Source organism: Vibrio owensii (assembly GCF_002021755.1).
In the GTDB taxonomy this organism is placed as follows: Bacteria; Pseudomonadota; Gammaproteobacteria; order Enterobacterales; family Vibrionaceae; genus Vibrio; species Vibrio owensii.
Genome location: NZ_CP019959.1, coordinates 639,956 through 665,240, shown reverse-complemented (window position 1 = coordinate 665,240; position 25,285 = coordinate 639,956). Strand labels below are relative to the sequence as shown.

24 protein-coding genes are annotated in these 25,285 nt (G+C 47.3%); 17 read left to right on the top strand and 7 right to left on the bottom strand.

The features are described 5' to 3' along the window. Positions 1-42 precede the first annotated feature (42 nt). From ascF to A9237_RS02865, 3 genes are all read left to right on the top strand, one after another. Positions 43-1,536, top strand: a complete 1,494-nt coding sequence (ascF, locus tag A9237_RS02875) for a PTS cellobiose/arbutin/salicin transporter subunit IIBC (RefSeq protein WP_078607632.1) — start codon at positions 43-45, stop codon at positions 1,534-1,536. A gap of 63 nt (positions 1,537-1,599) precedes the next feature. Next, positions 1,600-3,027 (top strand): 6-phospho-beta-glucosidase, encoded by a 1,428-nt coding sequence (locus A9237_RS02870; protein WP_078607631.1) that lies wholly within the window; start codon positions 1,600-1,602, stop codon positions 3,025-3,027. Between the two features lie 142 nt (positions 3,028-3,169). Further along, the gene (locus tag A9237_RS02865) at positions 3,170-3,505 is read left to right on the top strand and encodes a zinc ribbon domain-containing protein YjdM (RefSeq protein ID WP_078607630.1); all 336 of its coding nucleotides are present in this window, start codon (positions 3,170-3,172) and stop codon (positions 3,503-3,505) included. A gap of 72 nt (positions 3,506-3,577) precedes the next feature. Here the strand turns inward: A9237_RS02865 and A9237_RS02860 are convergent, their stop codons facing one another. Next, the gene (locus A9237_RS02860) at positions 3,578-4,447 is read right to left on the bottom strand and encodes a nickel/cobalt transporter (protein ID WP_078607629.1); all 870 of its coding nucleotides are present in this window, start codon (positions 4,445-4,447) and stop codon (positions 3,578-3,580) included. After that, on the bottom strand, positions 4,447-5,112 hold the full coding sequence (locus tag A9237_RS02855; RefSeq protein WP_418386429.1) for a DUF1007 family protein: 666 nt from the start codon (positions 5,110-5,112) through the stop codon (positions 4,447-4,449). The genes A9237_RS02860 and A9237_RS02855 overlap by 1 nt, the downstream gene beginning before the upstream one ends. 307 nt (positions 5,113-5,419) lie before the next feature. Here A9237_RS02855 and A9237_RS02850 point away from each other — a divergent pair, with 307 nt between their 5' ends. From A9237_RS02850 to A9237_RS02795, 12 genes are all read left to right on the top strand, one after another. Next, on the top strand, positions 5,420-5,668 hold the full coding sequence (locus A9237_RS02850) for a DUF2607 family protein (RefSeq protein ID WP_167371676.1): 249 nt from the start codon (positions 5,420-5,422) through the stop codon (positions 5,666-5,668). A 281-nt stretch (positions 5,669-5,949) separates the two neighbouring features. Continuing rightward, on the top strand, positions 5,950-7,536 hold the full coding sequence (gene nikA / locus A9237_RS02845) for a nickel ABC transporter substrate-binding protein (RefSeq protein WP_078607627.1): 1,587 nt from the start codon (positions 5,950-5,952) through the stop codon (positions 7,534-7,536). A gap of 108 nt (positions 7,537-7,644) precedes the next feature. Beyond that, on the top strand, positions 7,645-8,589 hold the full coding sequence (opp1B, locus tag A9237_RS02840) for a nickel/cobalt ABC transporter permease (RefSeq protein WP_038866927.1): 945 nt from the start codon (positions 7,645-7,647) through the stop codon (positions 8,587-8,589). After that, positions 8,586-9,410 carry a nickel/cobalt ABC transporter permease gene (opp1C, locus tag A9237_RS02835; RefSeq protein WP_038866929.1) on the top strand — a complete coding sequence of 275 codons (825 nt, stop codon included), beginning with the start codon at positions 8,586-8,588 and terminating at the stop codon, positions 9,408-9,410. The genes opp1B and opp1C overlap by 4 nt, the downstream gene beginning before the upstream one ends. Then, positions 9,407-10,213 carry an ABC transporter ATP-binding protein gene (locus A9237_RS02830; RefSeq protein ID WP_078607626.1) on the top strand — a complete coding sequence of 269 codons (807 nt, stop codon included), beginning with the start codon at positions 9,407-9,409 and terminating at the stop codon, positions 10,211-10,213. Before opp1C ends, A9237_RS02830 begins: the two co-directional genes overlap by 4 nt. Next, positions 10,213-10,995 carry an ABC transporter ATP-binding protein gene (locus A9237_RS02825; protein WP_078607625.1) on the top strand — a complete coding sequence of 261 codons (783 nt, stop codon included), beginning with the start codon at positions 10,213-10,215 and terminating at the stop codon, positions 10,993-10,995. The genes A9237_RS02830 and A9237_RS02825 overlap by 1 nt, the downstream gene beginning before the upstream one ends. Beyond that, a complete protein-coding gene (locus A9237_RS02820; protein ID WP_078607624.1) occupies positions 10,992-12,296 on the top strand; it encodes an MATE family efflux transporter in 1,305 nt (434 codons plus the stop codon). Before A9237_RS02825 ends, A9237_RS02820 begins: the two co-directional genes overlap by 4 nt. Positions 12,297-12,468: 172 nt before the next feature. Then, positions 12,469-13,230 carry an ATP-binding cassette domain-containing protein gene (locus A9237_RS02815; protein WP_078607623.1) on the top strand — a complete coding sequence of 254 codons (762 nt, stop codon included), beginning with the start codon at positions 12,469-12,471 and terminating at the stop codon, positions 13,228-13,230. 20 nt (positions 13,231-13,250) lie between these two features. After that, complete coding sequence (locus tag A9237_RS02810) at positions 13,251-14,099, top strand: ABC transporter ATP-binding protein (RefSeq protein WP_078607622.1); 849 nt, start codon at positions 13,251-13,253, stop codon at positions 14,097-14,099. Further along, positions 14,089-15,603, top strand: coding sequence for an ABC transporter substrate-binding protein (locus A9237_RS02805; protein WP_005441857.1), 1,515 nt, complete (start codon positions 14,089-14,091; stop codon positions 15,601-15,603). Before A9237_RS02810 ends, A9237_RS02805 begins: the two co-directional genes overlap by 11 nt. 4 nt (positions 15,604-15,607) lie before the next feature. Continuing rightward, on the top strand, positions 15,608-17,359 hold the full coding sequence (locus A9237_RS02800) for an ABC transporter permease subunit (RefSeq protein ID WP_041055011.1): 1,752 nt from the start codon (positions 15,608-15,610) through the stop codon (positions 17,357-17,359). Positions 17,360-17,523: 164 nt separating this feature from the next. Beyond that, positions 17,524-18,015, top strand: coding sequence for a hypothetical protein (locus tag A9237_RS02795; protein ID WP_078607621.1), 492 nt, complete (start codon positions 17,524-17,526; stop codon positions 18,013-18,015). Between the two features lie 45 nt (positions 18,016-18,060). On the opposite strand, the gene A9237_RS02790 is transcribed toward A9237_RS02795, so the two are convergent. From A9237_RS02790 to A9237_RS02770, 5 genes are all read right to left on the bottom strand, one after another. Next, a complete protein-coding gene (locus A9237_RS02790) occupies positions 18,061-20,811 on the bottom strand; it encodes a cation-translocating P-type ATPase (protein WP_078607620.1) in 2,751 nt (916 codons plus the stop codon). 68 nt (positions 20,812-20,879) lie between these two features. Then, complete coding sequence (locus A9237_RS02785) at positions 20,880-21,710, bottom strand: magnesium transporter (RefSeq protein ID WP_078607619.1); 831 nt, start codon at positions 21,708-21,710, stop codon at positions 20,880-20,882. Between the two features lie 10 nt (positions 21,711-21,720). Beyond that, positions 21,721-22,050 (bottom strand): SMR family transporter, encoded by a 330-nt coding sequence (locus A9237_RS02780; protein WP_078607618.1) that lies wholly within the window; start codon positions 22,048-22,050, stop codon positions 21,721-21,723. An 18-nt stretch (positions 22,051-22,068) separates the two neighbouring features. Then, complete coding sequence (locus A9237_RS02775) at positions 22,069-22,443, bottom strand: SMR family transporter (RefSeq protein ID WP_009707055.1); 375 nt, start codon at positions 22,441-22,443, stop codon at positions 22,069-22,071. Positions 22,444-22,773: 330 nt separating this feature from the next. After that, positions 22,774-23,436, bottom strand: coding sequence for a Crp/Fnr family transcriptional regulator (locus A9237_RS02770; protein WP_045478837.1), 663 nt, complete (start codon positions 23,434-23,436; stop codon positions 22,774-22,776). 219 nt (positions 23,437-23,655) lie between these two features. On the opposite strand from A9237_RS02770, the gene A9237_RS02765 reads away from it, so the two are divergent. Continuing rightward, positions 23,656-24,741 carry a baeRF10 domain-containing protein gene (locus A9237_RS02765; protein ID WP_009707053.1) on the top strand — a complete coding sequence of 362 codons (1,086 nt, stop codon included), beginning with the start codon at positions 23,656-23,658 and terminating at the stop codon, positions 24,739-24,741. 35 nt (positions 24,742-24,776) lie between these two features. Further along, a complete protein-coding gene (locus tag A9237_RS02760) occupies positions 24,777-25,277 on the top strand; it encodes a hypothetical protein (RefSeq protein WP_237358426.1) in 501 nt (166 codons plus the stop codon). Positions 25,278-25,285 lie beyond the last annotated feature (8 nt).

The window sequence follows — 25,285 nt, the reverse complement described above, 5'->3', positions numbered from 1 at the left end:
AACCTCCCTACAGGTTGATGAATAATAATTGGAGTGAGAAAGATGGCGAAAGATTACGGCATCATTGCTCGTTCAGTACTAGAGAAACTGGGCGGTGCAGAAAACGTAGTGGCACTAACACACTGCATGACGCGATTGCGTTTTGTATTAAGCGATGAAAGTAAGATAGATGCAGAAGCACTGAAGGGCATCAAAGGCGTGATGGGCGTGGTTCACAATGGTGACAAATGTCAGGTCATCATTGGCAATAACGTCTCTTATGCTTACAAAGAAGTGATGGCGTTGTGCAACCTTTCTTCATCAGAATCGAGTGAACCAGAGAAAAAGGTCAAGCTTACTCCAAAAGTGATTGGCGCTAAGATTCTTGATGCGTTGGTCGGCACGATGTCGCCACTGATTCCGGCGATCATCGGTGGCTCAATGGTGAAGCTGCTGGCTATGGTTCTTAAGATGACAGGCTTGCTTGATGATGATTCTTCAACACTGATCATCCTCAATGCGATTGGCGACGGTGCGTTCTTCTTCCTACCCGTTATGGTTGCCGCGTCTGCTTCAATTAAGTTCAAAACCAACATGTCCCTCTCCATCGCGATTGCGGGCGTGTTGATTCACCCGAACTTCATGGAGTTGATGGCGCACGCGGCTGATGGCAAGCACGTTGACTTCTTCAGCATTCCAATCACTTCGGTGAAATACACTTATACCGTTATTCCTGTGTTGGTGATGACTTGGGCGCTGTCTTATATCGAACGTTGGGTTGATAGCATCACTCCTGCTGTGACGAAGAACTTCCTAAAACCGATGCTGATCGTATTGATTGCAGCACCGCTTGCGATCGTTTTGATTGGTCCATTAGGTATTTGGATTGGTACTGCGCTTTCAGCATTGGTTTACACCATTCACAGCACACTAGGTTGGTTGTCGGTTGCGATCATGGGTGCACTTTGGCCACTATTGGTTCTGACCGGTATGCACCGCGTATTTACGCCGACCATCATTCAAACCATTGCTGAAACTGGCCGTGAAGGCATGGTTATGCCATCGGAAATTGGTGCCAACATCGGTATGGGTGGCGCTTGTCTTGCGGTTGCATGGAAAACTAAAAACCGCGAACTAAAACAAACCGCGAGTGCGGCGGGGGCGTCTGCAATTTTTGCGGGTATCTCAGAGCCTGCACTTTACGGCGTGCTTGTTCGTCTGAAACGACCACTTATCGCGACCATGATCACTGGTTTCATCGTTGGTGCACTTGCTGGCATGGCGGGACTGGCGAGCCACTCAATGGCAGCACCTAGCTTGTTCACCAGTGTGCAGTTCTTTGATGTGAACGACCCGATGAGTATCGCTTGGGTATTTGGTCTGATTGCACTGTCGATTGTGCTTTCTTTCGCTCTGACTTTAATCCTTGGGTTTGAAGACATCCCGAACGATGAAGACGAAGAAGGCGAAGCTATCGCGAATAAAGACGTCGCAAATAAAGAAAAAGCCGAAGAACAAGAAACGGTGTTAGAGCCTGCAAAGCCAGCTTCCGCATAACCAAGATTTGAATAATTGATAGAGCCTCGTTTGCCGGTGGCTCTATGTTAAGAGGTAAATAAGATGTCTAAATCTGTGTTTCCAGAAAACTTCCTATGGGGTGGGGCAATCGCAGCAAACCAATCTGAGGGTGGATACCGAGAAGGAGGCAAAGGACTCACGACCGTGGATATGATCCCTTATGGTGACAACCGAATGCCAATCAAACTCGGCCTTGTCGATTCGGTGGAATTGAGCGAAGAAGAGTTTTACCCAAGCCACCAAGCCATCGACTTTTATCACCGTTATAAAGAAGATATTGCGCTTCTAGCGGAGATGGGGTTCAAGACCTTTCGCATGTCGATCGCATGGAGCCGAATCTTCCCGAAAGGCGATGAACTAGAGCCAAACCAAGCCGGCATTGATTTCTACCGCAGCGTATTTGAAGAGTGCCACAAGTACGGTATTGAGCCGCTTGTCACACTGTGCCATTTCGATGTGCCAATGCATCTGGTGAACGAGTATGGCTCTTGGCGAAACCGAAAGATGATTGGCTTTTTTGAACGCTACGCAAGAACCTGTTTTGAAGCTTTTGATGGGCTAGTGAAATACTGGCTGACGTTCAATGAAATCAACATCCTTCTGCATAGCCCATTCTCAGGTGCGGGTTTGTTGTTCCAAGAGGGTGAAAACCGCGACCAAGTGAAATATCAAGCCGCGCACCATGAGCTTGTTGCAAGCGCGCTGGTGACTAAGGTTGCTCATGAGATCAATCCAGAGAACCAAGTTGGCTGCATGCTCGCGGGGGGTAACTTCTACCCATACAGCTGCAAGCCGGAAGATGTGTTCACCGCGATGCAAAAAGATCGTGAGAACCTGTTCTTTATTGATGTTCAGTCTCGTGGTTATTACCCATCTTACGCACAGAAAGTATTTGATGAAAAAGGCGTGAAGCTGGATATCCTTGAAGAAGATTACGAGACGCTGAAACATACAGTCGATTTCATCTCATTCAGTTACTACGCCTCACGTTGTGCATCGGCAGAGATGAATGCCAATAACACCAGCGAAGCCAACGTAGTGAAGTCGATTAGGAACCCACACTTGCCTGCTAGCGATTGGGGTTGGGTGATTGACCCGCTTGGTCTGCGCATCACCATGAATACACTTTATGACCGATACCAAAAGCCATTGTTCTTAGTAGAAAACGGTCTGGGCGCAAAAGATGTACCGGATGAAAATGGTGAAGTACAAGATGATTACCGTATTGATTATCTGCGCCTACACGTAGAAGCCATGGCCGATGCGATTACCGATGGTGTTCCGCTGATGGGCTTTACACCGTGGGGTTGTATCGATTTGGTTGCGGCATCAACAGGTGAGATGAGTAAGCGCTATGGCTTTATCTATGTGGACAGAGATAACCTAGGCAACGGCACACTAAACCGCACTCCGAAGAAGTCTTTCCATTGGTATAAGCGTGTCATTGCGTCTAACGGTACAGAGCTTTAATCAAAAAGAAGTACGCCCTTAATCTTAAATGCTTTTCCAAAGAAGGATGGCTAAGTTATGAGGGCGTTTTTTGACAAATCTACTCGATAAGGTGAGCAATACCCTTTACCATAATGGCAAATTCATTAGCTCGTAATTACTTATGTCTCTACCTCCTTGCCCAAACTGTAACTCAGAATACGTTTACCCAGACCAAGACCAGCTTGTTTGCCCAGAATGTGCCTACGAGTGGAACCCGACTCAGGCGGCAGACGAAGATGCCGTAAACGTGAAAGATGCCAACGGCACGTTGCTGCAAGAAGGTGATAAGATCACTTTAGCGAAAGACTTAAAAGTAAAAGGCAGTTCGTTGGTACTTAAGATCGGCACCAAAGCGGTGATTCGTCGCATTAAAGACGGCAAAGATCATCAGCTCGACTGCAAAGTTGATGGCGCTGGCGAGATGATGGTGACGGCGCAGTTTGTGAAGAAGGCGTAATTACTCAACGCCTTTGAAAATGAGAGAGCCCCAACCAAATGTTGGGGCTTTTGCGTTTATTGCTGTCGGCACTTATCTGACGAAGTTCTGCAATCCCGCCACACTGGCAAAGTTATAGAGAATAAAACCCGATGCCACCATGGTGACTGCCAAAACGAGGTTAAGCGTATCGCTCAAGTTGGCATTAGGTTTGATGCTGTGGTTTTTCATTTGGCGTTGAATCGTTAAAGCGTTGAACACCAATATCGAGTTGGTCATTGCCGTTCCTAAAGCCATCACGAATGTCGCGACCATACCCCACATTAAGCTGCCTAGCATGTTAGAGAGAAATAGAACTAACACTGCACCAGTACAAGGGCGAAAGCCAATAAGCAGTAGTGCTTTCCATGAAATATTGCCATTAGAATCTGCGGAATCATCATCTTCTTGAGATGGTGTTTGCTTGATGCGGCGTTTAACCACAGACGCAAACTCTTTCAACGCCAATAAGATAATAAACACCGCACAACCTTGAGTCAGTAGACGAACATTATCGGAAAGGCTGAAAGCAAACTGCTCGGCAATCTTGGCGGTAATCACGAAAAGAATGCACGCGCTCGCGGCTTGTAATGCGGCAATAATCGCGACCAATACAAGCGCTTGTCGACGACGGTAGCCATGAATCAGGCTCATTGACGTCACTGCTGTTTTGCCGTGTCCAGGGGCAACCGAATGCAGCAAACCATACAGAAAACTGAAGCCCAACAAGTACCAACCGTACAACAGTTGCCCTTGACTGATGAGCATCAGATATTCACTGAGCGAGTTTACCGTGTCACGTTGAAGCCGAATCAACTGCATCCAGTAAGCAGGAAAGTGATTCCAAATATGCAGAGCAGTGGCTAATAGCACTATGCTAAACACAGCGAACAGAGCACGTTTGAAGACTGGCGAGTTTCCCATTAGTTCTCCTCCGGATCACAGGTGAAGAGGGCTTTTTGGGTAAATAGCTGACCGAGTTCGTTATCTGGATCGGCATCAACAGAGAGTGACATCGCGTAAGTCACTTGCTCAGGTGTTGGGTTTGGTTCAACCACGTCGATATGACAACGATCAGAGTAAGGCTTATTGATGGTGATGGCGTGCTTATGTTCCCAACTCATATCTACGAAGTAGCTTGGATCAAAGATAAGCAGGCGTAGATCTGGCGTGTAGATACTGGTGGGTTTAGCGAGTTCAAGATTGAACTTCAATGTTGCTTTTGCGCCATTCATCTCGATAGACCCTTCTTCCACCATCTTGTAGCGAATCGGTTCATCGTCGGCATAAAAGTAGGTGAAGTAATGGCTTGATAACAGGTTGTAAATCACCTGACTAGAGAGTGTCGAAAGTACTTCATCTCGATTTTCGTCGGTGAGCTTTTCTCCCGCGAGCATGTAAGCCGTGGTCATGGCGTCAAACTCCCAGTTCATTGAGAGTGATTGAATCTTATCTTCTTTGATATTGATTTTGGTTTCCATCGTCACCCAAGAATGAGGGTGGGCGTGGACAAAACAAGAAAACAGCAGCGAGAAAGTAGTAAGAGTAAGGCGTAATCTAGAAAGAGAAAACGATCCAAAAATGGACATCCGATTACCTATGTGTGAAGCAATATGAAAAGTGGAAATTGTTATAACATAACATTTTGGTGATTTGAACGCGGTTGATTTTTTATCACTAAATTTTATAAGGATTTGCCTGTTTGAGGAGAGATGGCTAGGTTTGATGAATATGTATCGAAAGTAAGATTAATTCTCATTATTTTTCAAACTTGAGGTGTTAACTTGATCTAGATAAAGATTTAGCACGCAATGCGGTGTTACATTTCGCCCCATCATCATCACTGAGATGTGGAATTTGAACTACTTTTCTCGCTTTACCAACAATGTGCTGTTAATGCTCGCACTGCTCATGCTGCCTGCCGGCTTGAGTACGTTGTCGATCGTGCACGATTTGGAAATGGAGCCAGAAACGCATCTTCAACATCAGTGCGAAATCTATGACGCGATTCAAACGGCTGTTCACAGCAGCGATTTTGAATTGCCTGTCGTCAATCAAACCCCAGAATATCATCATACAATTCTGACCGAAGCGCATCTCAATGTTTATGAGCTGCCACGTACTCGGTCGCCTCCTCACGCGTAATTGCGTGCTCATTTCCTATCAGCTTTAAACTTCTGTTCGTCTGCCGTAGTAGCGAGATTGCGGGACTTGACGCCTGTTGTTTTCGGTATGTCTTCTGGCGACTGTGCCAGATACGCCCACGAGCACAACTAATTATTTTTCTATCTAAATCATTGTCTTATTTTTGTATGAGCCAATGACAGTCAGTTTGATGCCATTAAGGGCTTGATGATTATTGCCCTTATTGTAGTATTAATATAATTAAAGATAATAATTATCATTAACATTTAAAGGTTTTGTTTATGCCGTCTAAAAAACTGATCGCCGCGGTTGCGGTAGCTGCTTCTGCCATTCTTCCCATTCAAAGTGCTTTCGCAGAAGAGAGCACACTGACATTTGCCAATTACCGCGACATTCGCGACCTTAACCCGCATCTTTATGGCGGTGAGATTTTTGCGCAAAACCTGATCTTCGAAGGTTTGGTTCACCTTGGTGACAACGGCGTTCTTGAACCTTGGTTAGCAACCAGCTGGAGCACGTCAGAAGACGGCAAAACCTACACATTTAAGCTGCGCGATGACGTCACTTTTTCTGATGGTACAAAGTTTGATGCTAACGTCGTGAAGGCAAACTTTGATGCATTGCTAGATAACGCAAACCGCCACACTTGGCTTGAGTCAATTCGCCTAATGGTTGAAGTCGAGAAGTCAGGTAAAGAGAGTGTTCGCGTGGTGGACAACAACACCATTGAAGTTGAGTTTGCTGAATCCTACTACCCATTCCTTGTTGAGCTTGGTGTGACACGCCCGTTCCGTTTCCTTTCTCCAAAATGTTTCAAAGACGGCACAACCAAAGACGGGACTAATTGCTACGTCGGTACGGGTAGCTATGTCCTAACGGACAACGTAGTAGATCAACGTGCAACGTTTGAACGCAACGAAAACTACTGGGGTGAAAAGCCTCAGGTTGACAAGATCATCGCGAAAGTGATCCCAGACAACCAATCGCGCCTGTTGTCACTACGCAGTGGCGAAGTAGACATGGTTTACGGTTTGCAGCTGATCAGTGCGCAATCATTCAAACAGTTTGAAAAAGATCCACGTTTTGGCACTAACCTGTCAGATCCGGTTTCTACACGTATGCTGATTCTGAACTCAGCGAGTGAAAGCCTGAGTGATACGCGTGTTCGCCAAGCGTTGAGCCATCTAACCAACAAAGCGATCATTGCTGAGCGCATTATGCTAGGTCTTGAAAAACCAGCAGACACGCTATTGGCGCAAAACGTACCTTACGCAAACATCGAGCTGACGCCATACCAATATGACGTTGCTCAAGCAGAAAAACTGTTGGATGAAGCGGGTTGGAAGAAAGACGGCAAAGTGCGCAAGCTTAACGGTAAGCCTTTTGAAATCACGCTTTCTTACGACAGTGACAAAGTAGTTGAGCGTACTATCGCGCAATACCTACAAAGTGAATGGTCAAAAGTGGGTTTGAAAATGAACCTTGTTGGTGAAGAAGAACAGGCACACCGTGACCGTTTGAAACAAGGTGACTTTGACCTATCGTTCAACATCTCTTGGGGTACACCTTACGATCCTCAATCGTTCCTAGGTGGTATGCGTAAACCGGTTTACGGCGATTACGCAGCGCAGCAGGGCATTCCTGAGAAAGCGGAAATCGATAAGAACATCCTTGAAGCACTAGAAGCGATCGATGAAACAGAGCGTCAGGCGCACTACACCTACGTATTGAAAACACTGCACGAGCAAGCGATCTACATCCCGATCAGCTACGAGCAAAACCGTACGATTTTCAACAAGCGTGTAGAGGGCGTGGGCTTTAACCCATCCCAATTTGAGATTCCTTTGCAACGTATGTCTGTTAAGTAATCTCACCAGTCGGTGGACAACACACTGACTCAAAGTATCACGATTGGCACTCTGAATTGGGTGTCAGTCTTTTTACTTTTCTAACTAAAACGTAGAGAAAGTATCTGCATGGCGAAATACATAATCAAGCGGCTACTGAGTGCAAGCGTGACACTTTTCTTTGTCTCCTTTATCGCTTTTGCCTTGGTCAATATCATTCCCGCTGATCCTGCCGAAGTTGCATTGCGTGTTAACGACACGACGCCAAGCCCAGAGGCGATTGAAGAGATCCGCCAAGAGCTTGGTTTAGATAAACCGTTTTTGGTGCGTTACGCCAATTGGCTGGTGGCATCACTACAAGGTGACTTTGGTGTGTCTTACACCAACACCAACCGCCTCGTGTCTGAAGAGTTGGCGCGTAGTTTCCCGTACACCTTAAAGCTTGCTGGGTTGTCGCTGATTCTGTTGGTGTGTGTGAGTATTCCGATGGGCGTGCTCAGTGCGGTGTATAAAGACCACTGGTTTGATCGCATTGTGCGAGTGTTTATCTTCGCCAGCACAGCGATGCCAAACTTCTGGCTCGCGTTTATTCTGATTTGGTTCTTCTCAATTTACATGTACTGGCTGCCAAGCAGCGGGGCATCGACCTTCAGTCATTTTATTCTGCCATCAATTACGTTGTGTATGGCGTATGTGGCAACGTACATTCGTCTGATCCGCAACTCGATGTTGGATTCGATGAATCACAACTACGTGGTTTACGCCCGAGCGCGTGGCATTCCCGAATATCGTGTGGTGTGGAAACACCTTCTTAAGAACTCGCTGCAAACCTCGATGACGGCTTTGGGTATTGGCATCGTGCGATTGATCGCGGGAACCGTAGTTATCGAAAGCATCTTCGCCATTCCGGGATTAGGGCGTCTTGCACTCGCAGCAATCTTCAATCGAGACTACCCAATCATTCAAGCTTACATCTTGGTGATGGGCAGCTTGTTCGTGGTATCGAACTTACTGATCGATATCTTACATACGGTGGTGGATCCTCGCTTGAAATCAGGAGGTAACAACCAATGATGCAACGTCTCTTTAGTAACAAAACCGTTGTTGCTTGTTTGTTTATTCTTACCGTGATTTGTTTGATGGGGGCATTTGCGCCTTATCTTGCGCCGCACGATCCAAACTTAGCCGACGTGATTAACACCTTGATGCCAATGTCGGCGGAATACCCGCTGGGTACTGACCATTTAGGTCGTTGTATTTACTCACGCCTTCTTTTTGGTATTCGCACCACGCTTTACTACTCCTTGTTGACCATGGTGATCACCGCTTTGGTCGGTGGCTTTATTGGTGTCGTTTCTGGTTACGTGCGTGGCAAAGTGGATGCTCTGATCATGCGCGGCTGTGAAGTCATGTTGTCTTTTCCTTATGAAATCATCGTGCTAAGCATCGTCGGCATCATGGGGCCGGGCATCACTAACATTATCGTGGCGAACTTCATTGCCAAGATTGCATGGTATGTACGCATCGTGCGTAGCTCGGTGATCGCGTTTAATCATCAGAACTACATCATGTATTCGCGCACGGTAAAAACACCGCAAAGCTTTATCTTTCGTAAGCACTTGGCTCCGAATATTGCTGCTGAGGTCATCATTCTCGCTACCTTGGACTTGGGGTGGATCATCCTAAGTATTTCGACCCTGTCTTTCTTGGGGTTGGGCATTCAACCGCCGACACCGGAGTGGGGCGCAATGCTTAGTGATGCTAAAGAGGTGCTTTTCTCTAACCCTGAACAAATGTTGATTCCGGGCGCGGCGATTATGGTGGTGGTAGCGTGTTGTAACTTGCTCGGTGACTCACTGCGCGATGTGTTAGACCCAAGAACGGAGCAACGATGATGTTAGAAGTGAAGAATCTTGCTGTGACATTGGAGAAACCTACTCATCGTGAATTGGTTTCTGATGTCAGCTTCACACTGAAAGAAGACCAATGCTTGGGCATTTTAGGTGAGTCGGGCAGTGGCAAAAGTTTAACTTGTAATGCGATTAACGGCTTGTTGGGCGAGCACTTTGCTATCTCTGGAGCGGCTATTTTTGAGGGCGAAGATTTATTCTCGATGCCACAAAAGCAGCGCCGCCAAATGCGTGGTGAAAAAATCTCGATGATCATGCAAAGCCCAATGACGGCATTCAATCCGCTGTTCACGATTGGCAATCAAGCCGTCGAGACGATTAAACAGCACTCTGCGATGAGCAGTAAAGACGCGACCGAGTTATTCTGCGATGTGCTCACCCGAGTGAACTTAAAATCGGTGCAATCTTTATTGAAGAAATACCCGCACGAGCTGAGCGGCGGCATGCTGCAACGGATCATGGTGGCGCTGGCTTTAGTGCTAAAACCTAAGCTGATTATTGCCGATGAACCAACTACAGCGATCGATTACATCTCACAACGAGAGGTTATTAAAGAGCTTCAATTTGTGCGAGAGCAGTTTGGCACTAGCCTGATTTTCGTCAGTCACGATTTAAGTTTGGTTTCGCACATTGCTGATAACGTGATGGTGATGAATCAAGGCAAGGTCGTGGAATATGGCGGCACCAAGCAAGTGTTTACCAACCCACAAAGCGAGCACACACGTTATTTAGTTGATACCCGTATGGCGTTGATTAATCGTTTTAAATCCGTGATGGAGAGTGCCTAATGCTGATTGATGTTCGAAAAGTCACTAAGGCTTTCAAAAACGATGACAGTTGGTTGTTCCCAAGCTATCAGCATGTTCTCAATGGTGTGTCGATTACCGTAAATGAAGGCGAATGTGTCGGTATCGTTGGCGAATCAGGCAGCGGAAAAAGCACCTTGGGCAAAGTTGTTTTAGGCTTGGAATCTGCCGACAGTGGTGAGGTGGTACTAGGCGAAGCGATTGCTAGCTTACCGACACACAAAGCCATCAGTGTGGTCTTTCAAGATTACAATACCTCGGTGAATCCACGCTTAACTGTACGTGAAATCATTAATGAACCGCTGATTACTGAAGCAATGAGTAAAGCGCAGCGCGAAGCTTTATTAATTCAATTGCTCGAAGAGGTGGGGCTAAAAACAGAAATGCTGGACCGCTACCCGCATCAATTGAGTGGCGGTCAATTGCAGCGCGTTTGTATTGCGCGTGCAGTCGCACCGAACCCTAAATTCATCCTGCTTGATGAAGCGGTAAGCTCGCTTGATGTGTCGGTTCAGGTACAGATCCTCGACTTGCTACAAAAGCTCAAACAAGAGCGCAATATTTCATACCTGTTTATCACTCACGATATTGCGGTAGCGAGTTTCTTGTGTGATCGTCTGATGTTTTTCAAAGGCGGTCAGATTGTTGAACGCGTTGATGATATGCGTAATCTCAAGCACGTACGCGACCCATATACGAAAGAACTGCTAGAAGCCGCTGGCTACCTAGAAATCCCATTTGAAACTGAGTTTAACCAAGAATGAATCTGACTCATAAAGACTATTTTAAAATCGCATTTCCTTTCATTGTTTCTACGGTTACCCAACCATTATTGGGGGCGGTGGATACCGCGGTGATCGGTAAGCTCGGTGTGGCTGAGATGATTGGTGGTGTGGCGATCGGCACCGTCATCATGAATACCTTGTATTGGCTGTTTGGCTTTTTCCGCGTCAGTACTACCGGGCAAAGTGCAATCGCATTAGGTAAAAATAGCCCAGAAGATCAAGCGAGCAGCTTATTCCGTCCTTTCGTGCTTTCGCTCTGCCTTGGCTTGATTTTCATTGCGTTGCAGTCCGTGATTTGGATGGGAGCAGAACTGATTATCTCCCCTGATGCCGTCGTGGCAGAAAACGCGAAGATTTACTTCGATATCATGATCTTTGGTGCGCCATTTGTACTGCTGAACTACACCGTGATTGGTTGGTTGATGGGGCAGGCGAAAGCCAAAGAAACCTTGTTCACGCAAGTATTCGGTAACGTGCTGAACATCGTGCTGGATATCGTATTTGTATTGTACTTTGATATGGGCATTGCTGGCGTTGCGGTAGCGACACTTATCGCGCAAATCTCGACGTTTGTTATCGGTGCGGTGCTGGTGTTGAAAACCTGTCGCTTCCCGCTGTTTGATTACATTCAGACCGCGAAAATGACGCGTAAAGATCTCAAGGTCATTGCGTCTTCCAATATGGATCTGTTGCTTCGTACTGTGTGTCTATTGGTGTTCTTCAACATGATGGCGCGTGTGGGCTCTCAGCTTGGCTCTGATGTGCTCGCGGCGAACGCAATCTTGATGCAGGTGACCTTCATCGTCAGCTACATGTTCGATGGTGTAGCGAATGCGTCGAGCGTCTTTGCAGGTAAAGCCGTAGGGCAGAAGAATCCGACCTTGCTTGATAAAGTGATTAAGCTAAACACGCAATGGACCGCGGCGTTCGTTGTTGTATTGACCTTGCTGTTGGTACTGTTCAAACACCAATTAGTGACGTTGTTTACTACTTTGCCAAACCTTGTTGAGCTGTATCTAAACATGAGCCCTTGGTTATTGGCATTCCCGTTGGTTGCTGGTTTTGGTCTGACGTTTTACGGCATCTTTACTGGCACAGGGACGACGCGACCAGTACGTAACTCTACCTTCCTAACCATGGTGTTGTTCTTAGTGACGCAATTTATTGCGGTGCAATATTGGGGCAATCACGGTTTGTGGCTGGCATTCACTTTGTTCTACGTTGGGCGCTTTGTCTTCTTGTTCCCATACCTCGATCAAGTCAAACAAAAGTGTCAGTAATTCACGCTTTTACAATCGGTTTTATTTCGATTCTTTATCGCAAGGGCGGAGCCATCTGCCCTTGCTGATAAAAGCGTGAAAAAGGTGATGAAATAACCCCTCTGAGTTGTTTTCTTGCCCAGACCTGCGTGATACTATCGTTATGTTATATTGTTACATTTAGTTTGATGTCGTGATTTCTCAACCAATACTCTCCGTTAATAATCTCAGCCTTACAGACTCAGAACGCACACTCTTCAAAGACATTTCTTTTGAGCTGTTTCAAGGTGAAGTTCTTGCCATTATGGGACCTTCCGGCATTGGTAAATCCATGTTGTCGAAAGCCGTCGCAGGTTTTTTGCCGTCTGATATTTGGGTAGACGGAAGTATCCAGCTTAACAGCAGTGAAGTCGCACAAACTGCCATGCTGCAACGGAGTCAACCGCAGCGTCCTGCGGTCATTTTCCAAGATGCACTTAAAGCGCTGAATCCATTGGCGTCTGTCGAACAACAACTGTGTTTGGCATTGACGGGCAACAAAACACGCTTGTCTTCAGCAAACCGGGACACGGTGACGATCTTGTTGTCTCAACTCGGATTTGCAGATCCAAAAGCAGCATTAGCGCAGCATCCAAGTCAGCTATCTGGTGGTCAGCGCCAGCGTATTTGTATTGCGATTGCGTTGCTTGGTAGTGCGAACTTGATCATCGCTGATGAGCCCACCAGTGCGCTCGATCCAATCACCGAAGCGGAGATCCTTGAGTTGCTCCGCAGCAGTGTTCAGCAACGCAACATCAGTGGTTTGTTGATCACGCACGATCTGTCTGCGGCTTTGGCATGTGACAAAGTCTTGGTGATTGCGGACAACACCATGGTGGCTTACGGCGCACCGTGGCAAGCCATTCAGCAAAGTTCGCATCCTTTCTGCCAACAACTTGCGAAACTGTTGCCTTAACCTCATCTCTGGAGCCTATTTTGACTAAGCACAACTTGAGCGGGCACATGCAGCCTAAATCGGCGGAAGTTCGCTTTGAGCAAGCCAGTGTTCACTATTACTCCAAACCAAGTTGGTTAGGGGGCAAACCGTTCAAAGCGCTCGAACAATTGGATCTTGCCATCGACACAAAGAACATTGCGATTGTTGGTCCTTCTGGTGCGGGTAAATCGACCTTGATTGAGCTTTTGTTCGGTCTTCGTAAGCCCACATCTGGTGAAGTGTATGTGTGTGGCTATCCGCTATCGCGTAGCTCGGCTAAGCAGCGACAAGAGTTGTGTCAGCACATTCAACTGATTCCGCAAGAGCCGCAGTCTAGCTTGAATCCGTATTACACCGTTCGCCAGATCTTACTGGAGCCGTTAAGCAACATTGGTTTGACGCAAGAGCTTAACGAGAAGGTGGAAAAGGTTTTGGCGGATGTCGGTTTGGATCTCACATTGCTGGATCGCAACCCGCAGCAATTATCAGTTGGGCAAGCGCAACGTGTGGCTATCGCCAGAGCTTTGATTGTCGAACCTTGCGTGTTGGTTGCGGATGAGCCAACCAGCAGCCTAGATCCCGTCAGTCGTAAACAGATTCTCGACCTGTTGGCATGCATTCAAAAGAGTCGTCAGATGCGCCTGATTTTGGTGACACATGACCTCGATGCGGCACAAACCCTATGCGATGAAATCCTAGTGTTAGACAAAGGACGCGTTGTCGAGCACGGCACAGCACAGAACGTGACAAATAACCCATCACACTTGATCACGAGAGCCTTGATGAGCGCTCAACACAAAAGTAATGAATTCACAAAAACCATTGGAGAGGTTTCTTATGCACCTTAGTACTCCCAAGTTAGCTTTGTCGCTGGCTTTAAGCGCACTGCTGACGGGTTGTTTTGACTCTGGCGAAAGCAAGCCAGAAGCGGAAAAAGCAGCTGCACCGCAAGCAACGGAAATTCGCGTTGCCATGATGCAACCACCACGGACAGGTTTGTCACCACTTTCAGATGACGCGTTCAAACTGTCACGTTGGAGCACAGCAGAAACGCTAGTGAACCTAAACGATCAGTCGGTAGCAGAGCCTATGCTGGCAACGGAATGGGAACAAGTTGATCCGATGACGTGGCAATTTACGGTACGTAAGGGCGTGAAATTCCATGATGGTTCTGACCTTGATGCCAACGCGGTTGTGAACTCTCTACAAAAAGCATTAGATGCCGCACCAAAGCCACGCATTTTGGATGGTATCGAATGGCAAGTTCGCGCATTGGACGACTTCACTGTTGAAATCAAAACGACCTTTAACGATCCATTGTTGCCAAGCCGTCTATCTAGCCCACAGCTAGCGATCCTTTCTGGTGCTGCATACCAAGAAAACGGTCGTGTTGTGCCAATCAATGCGGGTACGGGTCCATTTGTTCTGACAGAAATCAACGGGACAACCAGCGCAAAACTGAAGCGTTTTGACGGTTACTGGGGTGAAAAAGCAAAAGTAGACAGTATCTTTGCTGAATACGTACCAAACGGTTTTGCTCGTGCTGCAGCGCTGCGTACCGGTGAGGCGGATGTAGTTGAAGCGGTTCCTGTATCGCAAATCGCGATGATGGAATCTTCACAGCTGCACGAAGTGGCAATGCCGCGTACCAACACGCTTTACCTAAACAACAAATCCGATGTGTTTAGCCAGTTCGGTTTGCGTAAAGCAGCAGCTCAAGCGGTTAACCGTGAGCAAATCATCAAAACGGTTTACGAGAACCACGCCGATTCAGCGAAAGGTCTGTTAGGTCCTGCATTGGCATGGGCTCAACCAATTCGTGATGCGAACCCTCGTATGGAAACCATGGAAATGCGCCACGCGAACGGTGAGAAGATCACCATCGGTACATTTACCGACCGTGCTGAGTTGCCAGAAGTGGCGGTGCTGCTAAAGCAACAACTTGAAGCGGCTGGCTTTGTGGTTGAACTAGACGTTCGTGAATACGCACAAATCGAAAACGATGCACTAGCAGGTAAGTTCGATGCGTTCTTGTTGTCACGTGCAACGGTGCTGGATTCTGGTGATCCAGTGGCGTACATGCAAAGTGACTTTAGCTGTAAAGGTTCTTACAACCTAGGTCAGTTCTGCTCTGAAGAGGTGGACGCAGCATTGAAACACGCTGATCGTCAACCGTTGGGTGAGAAACGCCAACAAGCGATCATCGAAGCAGAAAGCAAAATCCTTGAGCAATACGCTGTGATTCCACTGCTTCACGAGCGTGTAATCCAAGGTGAGAGTGACCGCGTGAAGAACGCACAACGTGACCCACGCGAGCGTCGCCTGATCGACCAGTTTACTGAGGTGAACTAACTCGATGTCGTCTGTTGCCAACATGCGCTCTCGTTGGAGCGCTTGTATGCCTGAATGGTTTACGCGTTTTTTGTCGCGCTTCCTGTCACTCGGGGTAGTGGTTGTGCTGGTGGGTTTGATGCCGGATATTGCAGGTATCGACCCAAGCCAATCAATCCTCCGTGCTCGTGCGGGTGCTCAACAATTGCTGACGGCGGAAGCTCTGCAAGCAATTCGAGAAGATCTTCAACTTGACCGCAGCGCTGCTGAGCGATTGTGGGATTGGCTGACGCTTGCCATGCAAGGAGACTTAGGTGTCTCTTGGGTGAGCGGGGCGTCCGTCATGGAGAGCGTTCAACAAACCGCAAAAACGTCACTATTACTGATGCTTACAGCGTTAGGCATGGCATTTGTAATGTGCATGGCGAGCGTGCTTTACACTGTGCGTCGTTGGCAACAGAATCGTTTAGACAAGCATCATGACACGCTCAGTTCGGTGTTGGTCTCACTGCCTGAGTACGTGATTGCTTCGCTGCTGATCATGGTGTTTTCCATCTGGTTGGGTTGGTTCCCACCTTATGGTTGGCAAGGCGTGCAAAACCTCTGGCTACCCAGTTTGGCAATGGCATTGCCTGCTGCTGGCTTGTTCGGGCGCTTGCTCAATGACAGCCTCAAGCGTGTACTAGATGAGCCTTGGGTGATCACTTGGCTATCGGCGAACGTCAGTAAGTTTCAAATCTTACGCTTTGCCTTGTGGCGTGCCGTTAGTAACTTGATTCCTCAAATCGCAATGACGGTGATTGGTTTGACCGGCGGCGCGGTTGCTGTGGAACAGGTGTTTTCCATTCCGGGTATCGGACGACTAATCTTAGGTGCAGCGAAGTCACAAGATCTGCCGATGCTGCAAGGTGGCTTGTTGGTGTTACTGGTGTTCTCGATGTTGATCAGCAGTGCGAGTATTTTATTGCAACGCTGGTTACTCGGACACAGTGTCACAAGTGGCAAGCTGATCAGCAGTCACAGTACGTTCCGTTTTACCCAAAGCACTACCAAACGTATCGTCAGTGCCACAATCTTTGCCTTGCTGATTGGTTGTGCGGGATGGGCGTTAATGCGCGATCCTTACACTATCCAATTTACTCGCCTTGAATCGCCAAGCTTAGCAGCACCGTTTGGTGCCGACGCCGTTGGTCGAGATCTGCTTGCTCGTGTTGGCGGCGGTATGATGTCGACAATCAAAATGGGCATCATCGCAACCTTCCTAAGTTTGGTGATTGGTTTGCTGCTCGGCTTCGTGACTCGTTATAGCCAAGGCTTAATTGAGATCACCAAAGGTGTGCCATACATTGTGGCGGGTCTGCTGATTGCTGGTCTAACGGGGATGAACCCAAATAGTGCCTTGATTGCGATTGTTATGGTGTCATGGGCACCATTAGCGGCGCACTGTGCGAGTTTGTTGATGGAAGCCAAAGCGCAGCCTTACACGCATCTTGCGCCCATTTGGGGAACCAGTCAGTGGCGAGTACTCCGTTACTACTTGTTGCCTTATGTGCTGCCGCCATTGATTCGTCATGCGTTTCTGCGTTTGCCGTACATCACGCTTAGCCTGACGTCTCTGAGTTTTATCGGACTTGGCGTTAAGCCGCCAGAACCTGAGTGGGGCTTATTGATTGCAGAGAATCTGCCTTATATCGAGCGCTCGCCATTAGGTGTCTTACTGCCAATCTCAGGCTTGGTTTTGATGGCAATTGCAATCAACTTGTTGTTCGACGATTAAATCGGATTCATGAACTTTCTAACAGCCTCAATAGCGATATTGAGGCTGTTTTCTTTTTGTTTCATTATTCGCCATTGTGCGTCCCAAAAGCCACCCACACATTTGCGCTCTGGCGTGCCATTCTTAAGCTGACTTTCTCAGTTTTTATCATGATAGGAAAGGGCATGAAGGAATACGCGCCGCAGTACAGCAAAAAAGAAAAGATCATCAGAGTCGCGATCGCTGGCGTATTTGGCCTTCCAGTAGGTGTGCTGTTTAAGCTTGAGGGAGAGCCTGCGCTGCAAGCAGTCGCCGAAGCGCCGGAATGTTATGAAGTGTTCGGTATGTCAGGCTTAGAGCTTTTGGTTCACATACTGTTCTTTTGGATACCACTGTCCGTGTTTTTACTCACTGCGGTATTGATGTTGCCACTTGGTATTCGTGGATTAATCGAAGGTCAGTTTCCACCTAAAGGTGTGAAGGTATTCAGACCCACAGCGATTCAACGCGGCAAGCTTGGTACGTTCAAATCCCTTATTCATCTCTTGTTCCCCTTATTGTGCTTTGGTTTTGTCGTGTGGGGTAATGTTCAAACCGAACCCATGATGGAGATGCTTAATGGCGAAGATGTGAACGTGACTTGCCAAAACGGAAAAAGAGGGGACAAGCCCCTCTAAGACAATTTATGTGGATGGTTTAAGGTCAACGTCTTTTGTTAATGATTACAGAACCTTAGTTCTGGTGAGCTCTTTGATGGCAGACAGTACCGCGGTTGGCAATGCTGCAACGCCTAGAATCATGGCAAGATGCCTAAGCTCAATTGCCTCGGTGTTAAAAATCAGCTGACCTAAGTTGGTGTATATCACCCCCAATGACAGAATTGCTGATACGGCGATGGCTCCCAGCAGGTATTTGTTAGTAAAAGGATTTACTCGATACAGAGACGTGAACGTTCGGCTATCAAACAAGTGCCACAACTGACCAAAAATCAAAGTAAGAAACGCCACGCTCTGTGCGTACTGGGCACTGAAACCATGACTTAAAGCCATTAAGAAAGCGCCAAAGCTTACCCCGCCTAATGCTAACCCACGAATCACGATTCGGGCTCCTAAACCATCGGAGAAGAATCCTTGGTCACGCTTACGTGGCTTTCGCTCCATCAGGTCTTTTTCTTTTGGTTCAACCCCTAACGCTAGTGCAGGCAAACCATCCGATACCAAGTTCACCCAAAGAATCATCAGCGGCGTTAGCGGAAGGATAGCCTCTGGTCCCATCACTAAGAATGCAAACAGAATCACCGAGACTTCTGCTACGTTTGCGGTTAGCGCTTGGCGGATAAACTTACGCAGGTTATCGAATATCTGACGACCTTGGCGTACCGCTCGGACGATGGTGCTGAAGTTGTCATCCAGCAAAATCAGATCGCCGGAATCTTTGGCGACAGAGGTTCCCGTAATACCCATAGCGACGCCGATATCGGCGCTTCTAAGTGCTGGTGCGTCATTGACTCCGTCTCCGGTCATGGCGGCAATTTCGTTGTTTCTTTGTAGCGCTTGGACGATGCGCAGTTTGTGCTCTGGCGTTACTCGGGCAAACACAGCGGTTTCTTCACAGGCATATTCTAAGGTTTGCTCGCTCATATTATCGAGCTCAGTACCCGTGACAACACGTTTGTATTGCCCATTGATGATACCGATGTCTTTGGCAATCGCCGCCGCTGTTGCTGCGTGATCACCGGTAATCATTACGGTGCGAATGCCAGCGTTGTAACACTCTTTTACCGCAGAGCGGACTTCTGGACGAGGCGGATCCATGATGCCAAATACCGCCAGCATACTAAGGTCGTTTTCCAGTTCGCTCACATCTGCGTTAAGCTCAGCCTCGTCCAATCGACGGCAGCCGACCGCCATAGTACGTAAGGCTTGCTTGGCAAAGCTTTCAATCGCACCATCAAAACGCTTGCTAAGATCTTTGCCGATACACTGGGAGAGTTCATTGAATCGGTTTGGCTGCTCTTCCATCGGCACCAATCCACCTTCAACCATATAGTTACTCGATTTCTTCAGCATAAAGTCGGGCGCTCCAGCCACGGCTAAAAAGTGCTGTCCGCTTGGATCTTGGAGAATCACTGAAGACATCTTGCGCTCAGAATCAAACGGGAAGCGTTTTAGAATCTGATAACCTTGTTTCTCTAGATTCTTTGGCGTAATTCCAAGCTTTGCGGCTGCCACTAATAACGCTCCCTCCGTTGGGCTGCCTCGTACACTCCATGCGTCTTCGACAAAGGCGAGCTCAGACTCATTCGACATCGCTGCAACGATCAATCCCATCTTCATTGCAGAGCTTTCTAGAGCATGTACACCGTGACTCTGAGGGACAAATTTACCTTTCGGTTGGAAGCCGTTTCCGGTCACTTCCCAGTAACGCCCAAAACTGTCGTACGCTTGCATCACCTGCATTTGATTTTGCGTTAATGTCCCCGTCTTATCGGAGCAAATGACAGTTGTAGAGCCTAAGGTTTCGATTGCCGAGAGTTGCTTTACCAAGGCGTTGTTCTTCGCCATCTTGGTAGAGCCCACGGTTAATACAATGGTGAGCACGGTAGGCAAGCCTTCTGGAATGGCTGCAACAGAGAGGGAAATACCCGTCGTTAGAATGTCCAACCAATCCATGCCGTAGGCAAAACCAATCGCGCAGATAACTGCAACCACGCCCAAGCCGATAAACAACAAGGCTTTGGCTAATGTATCCATACGCACTTGCATCGGTGTTTTAGTGGTTTCAGTTTGTGTCATCATGTGCGCAATACGACCAACTTCCGTCTGCATGCCCGTGTTGGTGACGATCCCTAATCCGGAGCCAGTTGTGACGATGGTCGTCATAAAGCCCATATTGATTTGGTCACCTAAACTGACTTGCTTGCTATGGATTGCACTGACTTGCTTCGTCACAGGTTCTGATTCACCAGTGAGTGCCGCTTCATCGATCGACAGGCGGTTTGCTTCGACAATGCGCACATCGGCAGGAAGAATGTCCCCCGTGCTGATTTTAATCACGTCGCCAGGCACTAAGGTTCGAGCTGGAACATGTATCCATTTGCTGTCACGCAGAACATCCGCTTCTGGTGCCGCCATATCGCGCAGTGCTTCCATGCCTTTCTGGGCTTTGTATTCCTGCCAAAAAGAGATGCCGGTATTAATTACGATGATGGTGCCAATCGCAATGGCGTCAATGAGGTGTCCAGTAAACCAAGACACCAAAGCACCCACCAATAGGATGTAGATTAAAGGGTTCTTGTATTGCTCTAAATAGAGTTGCCAAGCCGATTTCGACTTGTGCGTCGCCAGTGCGTTGTCACCATACTTATTGAGGCGTTGTTGATGTTCTTTATGAGAAAGTCCGGCATTGGTATCAGTAGCCAAATGCTGCTCTATCTCTGACGTTGATTGCTTAAACCAAGGTTTTATAGTCATAAAAATTACTCCAAATTTCCTTCCGGTGGAGTGGTGAATGAGTGAGTTTGTGTTGTCTTCTGATGTGCTCAGAACAAGATGAAATTAACGATGTTGAAATAAATCCAGATGCCCGAGATATCGACGAGAGACGCCAAAACCGGACTCACCAAGATGGCTGGGTCGAGCTTAAGCGCACGCGCAACAATGGGCAGTAAGCCGCCTAATACCGTCGATATCGTGACTTGAATAAACAGTGCGATGGCAACGGCAGTGGCGATCAGTGACAGCCCAAATCCTTCCGACGAAGCGGCGGGTGTAAACAGGGCTATTCGACCGACAATCACCAGCGCCAGAATGCCTGCGAGCATGAGTGCAACACGACTTTCTTTCCACAGCACGGCGCGCCATTGGCGGTTTTTAATCTCTCCGGTGGCTAATGCTCTCACCACCAAAGTTGCAGCTTGAGAGCCTGTGTTACCGCCGGCAGCCGCGATCACTGGCATGTAGATCGCAAGCAAAACCAACTGGCTGAGTAAGTCTTCGTAGCTGGCGATGATAAAGCCCGAAAAAATGCCGAAGATGGCAAGTAACACAATCCATCCCACGCGCTGCTTAACGTGTTCCAACACACTGGTTGAGAGGTAGTCGTCAGCGGGCTCTGCTTCCGAATGAACAAAGCCCAACTGAAATGAGAGATGGCTAGCGGCTTTGTCGAAGCCATACTTTTCCATCTTTACAATCCAATATTGCACGTAACCTAAAGGGCAGTAGGAGAGCAAATCGACGACCTCATCGGTTTTGGTATGAGCAAGCCAATGAATTTTTTCTGCTTCGCTTAGCGCGTAAAACTGAGCCAAATGCGGTTGCTGATGCTCGCCAAGGCTGATTGGCTTACCGGACTCGCTAACAGTAATCATGGTGGCGTCACTAAGCGGTTTTCATGATGATCACCGAAGCAATCACCGTAAAAATGCCGACCCAGCCAATTGGTTTGAGTTTTTGTTTAAACAAGAACCAACCACCGAGTGCGGTTCCTAAAATACCGATGGCTCCCCAACTGGCGTAGGCAATGGCGAGGTCGATTTCTCTCACGGCTTGCGCTAGTAAAGTAAATGCAGCGAGCACAAGTACAATGGCAGAAATACCCCAGCCTTTGTGTTCAAAGCCGCGTGATTTAGTCAAAGACATGTTCGCCGCGATATCGAGCAGTGCCGCTAAAACGACGTAACCGAAAGATACGGTGAGAAAAGCGTTCATGGTTATACTCCAAGGCAATTAGTGAGGTTGAATTAGCATCGCGTGTTCGTCTTTCTTACTTGGCTGGTGGTGCTCTTCACCGAGTGTGACTAGCACCACACCGACAACGACAAGCGCGAGACCAAACAGCTCTTGTGCATTGAGCTGAGAATCGAAATAGAACATGGATACGATGGTGATTAAGGCAATGCCAAGTCCTTCCCAGCAGGCGTAAGCCACGCCAATGGAAATCTTTTTCGCTGCGAGAGAGAGGAAGTAATAAGAGAGCGAAATAAGAACGTACATGCCGACATAACCGGCGTAGCCTTCATTGCTGCCTGCGACATTCATGAGGCTAGTGCCCGCAACTTCAGCGATGATAGCGAGTAATAAAAATAGTCGTGCTAATAACATGATTTAAAAACCTGAAAATAAAGAGTCGTTAAACAAGTCCATGTTTATTGCCACGTCACTGTGAAGAAATATTCGAAGCAACATTTATTGTCTCGAACGGTATTTATGGTGGCATAGACAATTTAAAACCTGATGCACTGAGAGTGCATTTGGCGTGATAAATATGTTGTGGAGAATGTAAGTGTTTATTTCTATGTAGGAATTAGACGTAAAGTGATATGGCAGAAAATAGAAATAAAACCAAAAAGAGAAGATGATAGAAAACAAAAAAGACGGCTGATATAAGCCGTCTTTTTATAATTAGGTTGAGAAAGGGGCGGTTGAGAAAGGTTAAAACACCATGCCATCCGTGATGGAGGAGAAAGGCTCTGTTGAGTTAAACGTCACTCTGGCTTTACTGTTGGTGATCGCGCCTTGCTCCTCCCAGTAGTCGAGCGTCTTACTGACGGTGTTACGAGACATACCCAGCATGCCTGCGAGGTCTTCGACCGAGATTGGGATGGAACGTTTATTTGTGACGCGGTAGAGGCTATCCAGTGCTAAGCCTACTTTGCGATTGGAGTTTCTCTCGTGGCTAATGAAGAGGATGCGGGAGGTAAATAAGAGCTTCTGTGAAAGGTGTTGTGCCGTTAACTTATTAAACTCTAGGCTGTTTTCGTACAGTTCCAACACTGTACTGATCGGCAGAACAAGGGCGGTCATGGTCTCTTGGATGTGGTAGCGCCCATACAATTTGGTTTGATTCAAAATTGCAGATTCACTGTACATAAAGCCTGGCGGAATAAAACCCGCAAAGCGTTCTGCACCATCAAAGTTCTGTCGGTAAACGCTGATTAGCCCACTAAACACAAACAGAAAGTTTTCTAACTCTTGTCCCTGTACCTCAAGAATTTCTCCTGCTTCGATGGTTTGAACTTCTCCAGATTCAAGTAGCTGTGTTGCGAACTCTTCAGAAAGACCGAACAAATCCATGAGTGATTGTTTGGGTGTCATCGTTATTTAACCAAGCGCTATTAATCAACCACTTAGATCTTAGCCAGACAAAACAGGCTTTGCAAACCGATTATTTTTCCTCAAATGCACTCTGAGTGCATTAGGCTGATTGGTATTTTTGTTAGCTTAATAATTAACTTGTGAACAGTGTTCATTTAATCCTCACTGATTGAATGGAAATAGTTCATTCGAGATTCGATTAATAATTAAAGGTTAGTTATGAAAAATACGATTAACGATATTTTTGAAGTGTTGCGATGCTACTTATTATTGCACGAAGACAATCGTTCAAAGATTCTCAGTTTATATATTAATACTGACAGTAAAAATCCAGCCAACCATCGTGAACGCCCAGCTTGGCAGATCGAAGTGAGCAATCAACTGGCCGCATTGCGTGAAGAGCACGGTGACGAAGGTATTCGACATATTGATTCCACACTTACTTGGAAAGAAGTGGAACAACGATTGGTCAACAAAGTTCTGGAAATGCGCCCGACAGGACGTTCTTTGGTGATCTTTACTGATTTGCTCGACGACATCCTGATCGAATTGCCAATGCCTGTCGAAACAAAAGCGTATTTTGGTCAACCTCAGGTAAAGCACTTACTCTCTCAGCTCCATCGATACGGCAAATATCTCGTTATCCTTTTCTCTGAAACGGAGCACCGAGTAGTTTCCATAGACGTTCCGACGAGTTTGGGAGAGGGCACGATGGAGTCGAGTATTGAATCGGGTGTATTTCTTCGCCCTGGTGGAAGAAAGTCGCGAACTCAAGCCTCAGAGCGTCGAGACTTGGATTCTGAGCGTCGTGTTATTCGCGAAGCGGCGAACGAAATCAATCGCTACTTTATGGGTGACCCGACGTTTGACCGCATTGTGTTCGGCGGCAACCTAAAAATCGCTCATCGCGTAAAGGGTGCGCTGCATCATACGGTCTCTGAAAAGTTGGTTTCTATCGAACCAATTCCTTTTGATGCCACCACAGAGCAGCTAGAACGCACGGTTAAACTGCTGGCGGATGAATACGAAGAGTTGCATGACAATACACTGGTATTGGAACTACTGATTCGTCGAGATACCTGTGGTCGCGGCGTAGCGGGCTTGGCAAATGTACTAGAAGCACTGGAAAACGGACAGGTAAGAAAAGTCTTTTTGCCTTACCCAATTCAATCGGATGCGTTCGATCTCATCCTTGTCGAAGCTTTGATGGCTAATGTTGAGGTTGAGTTGGTGCATGGAAAAGCGGCGGAGACACTGAATGAACTCGGTGGTGTGGGCGCATTGCTTTACTACATCATTCATTAATTCGTTTATAAGATAAAAGGCAGCACTTCACCCTAATGATTCCTCAAACATTGATCGCTGATCGCTTGATTGCTCATTGGACACCCCTAAAGAAGTGTTGCCACTCTCTACTTTCCAATATCACTATGAATACCGTTACCTCTACAAATGACGTCGTTGACGATGTGTATCCTTTGTTTGATCTGAATGAAGATGAAATGTCAGCGCTCGTCGCCTTATATACGCTTGAGAAAACTGAAGGCACAGCCGCGTATGCTGTCGATGAACAAATTGGTGTTTGGCTGTCCGATCTCAAGTTCGATTTGAACCAACAGCTGCATAACGACCTCGGTATCTACACCATTGAGTGGCAAGTTCTGGAGCAACTCAAAGCAAAACGATTCGTTACTCATGAACGCTTACCGAATACAAAAGTCGATTGGCTTAAGGATGGCGTATGCCTGTACCGTCTGTGTCCGAACGCAAAACAAATGGTTGGCGCATGGCTAACAGTCTGCCAAGTCGAAATGCCGCTGTTGGTTCACTTCAATATCTAGTGAGCAAA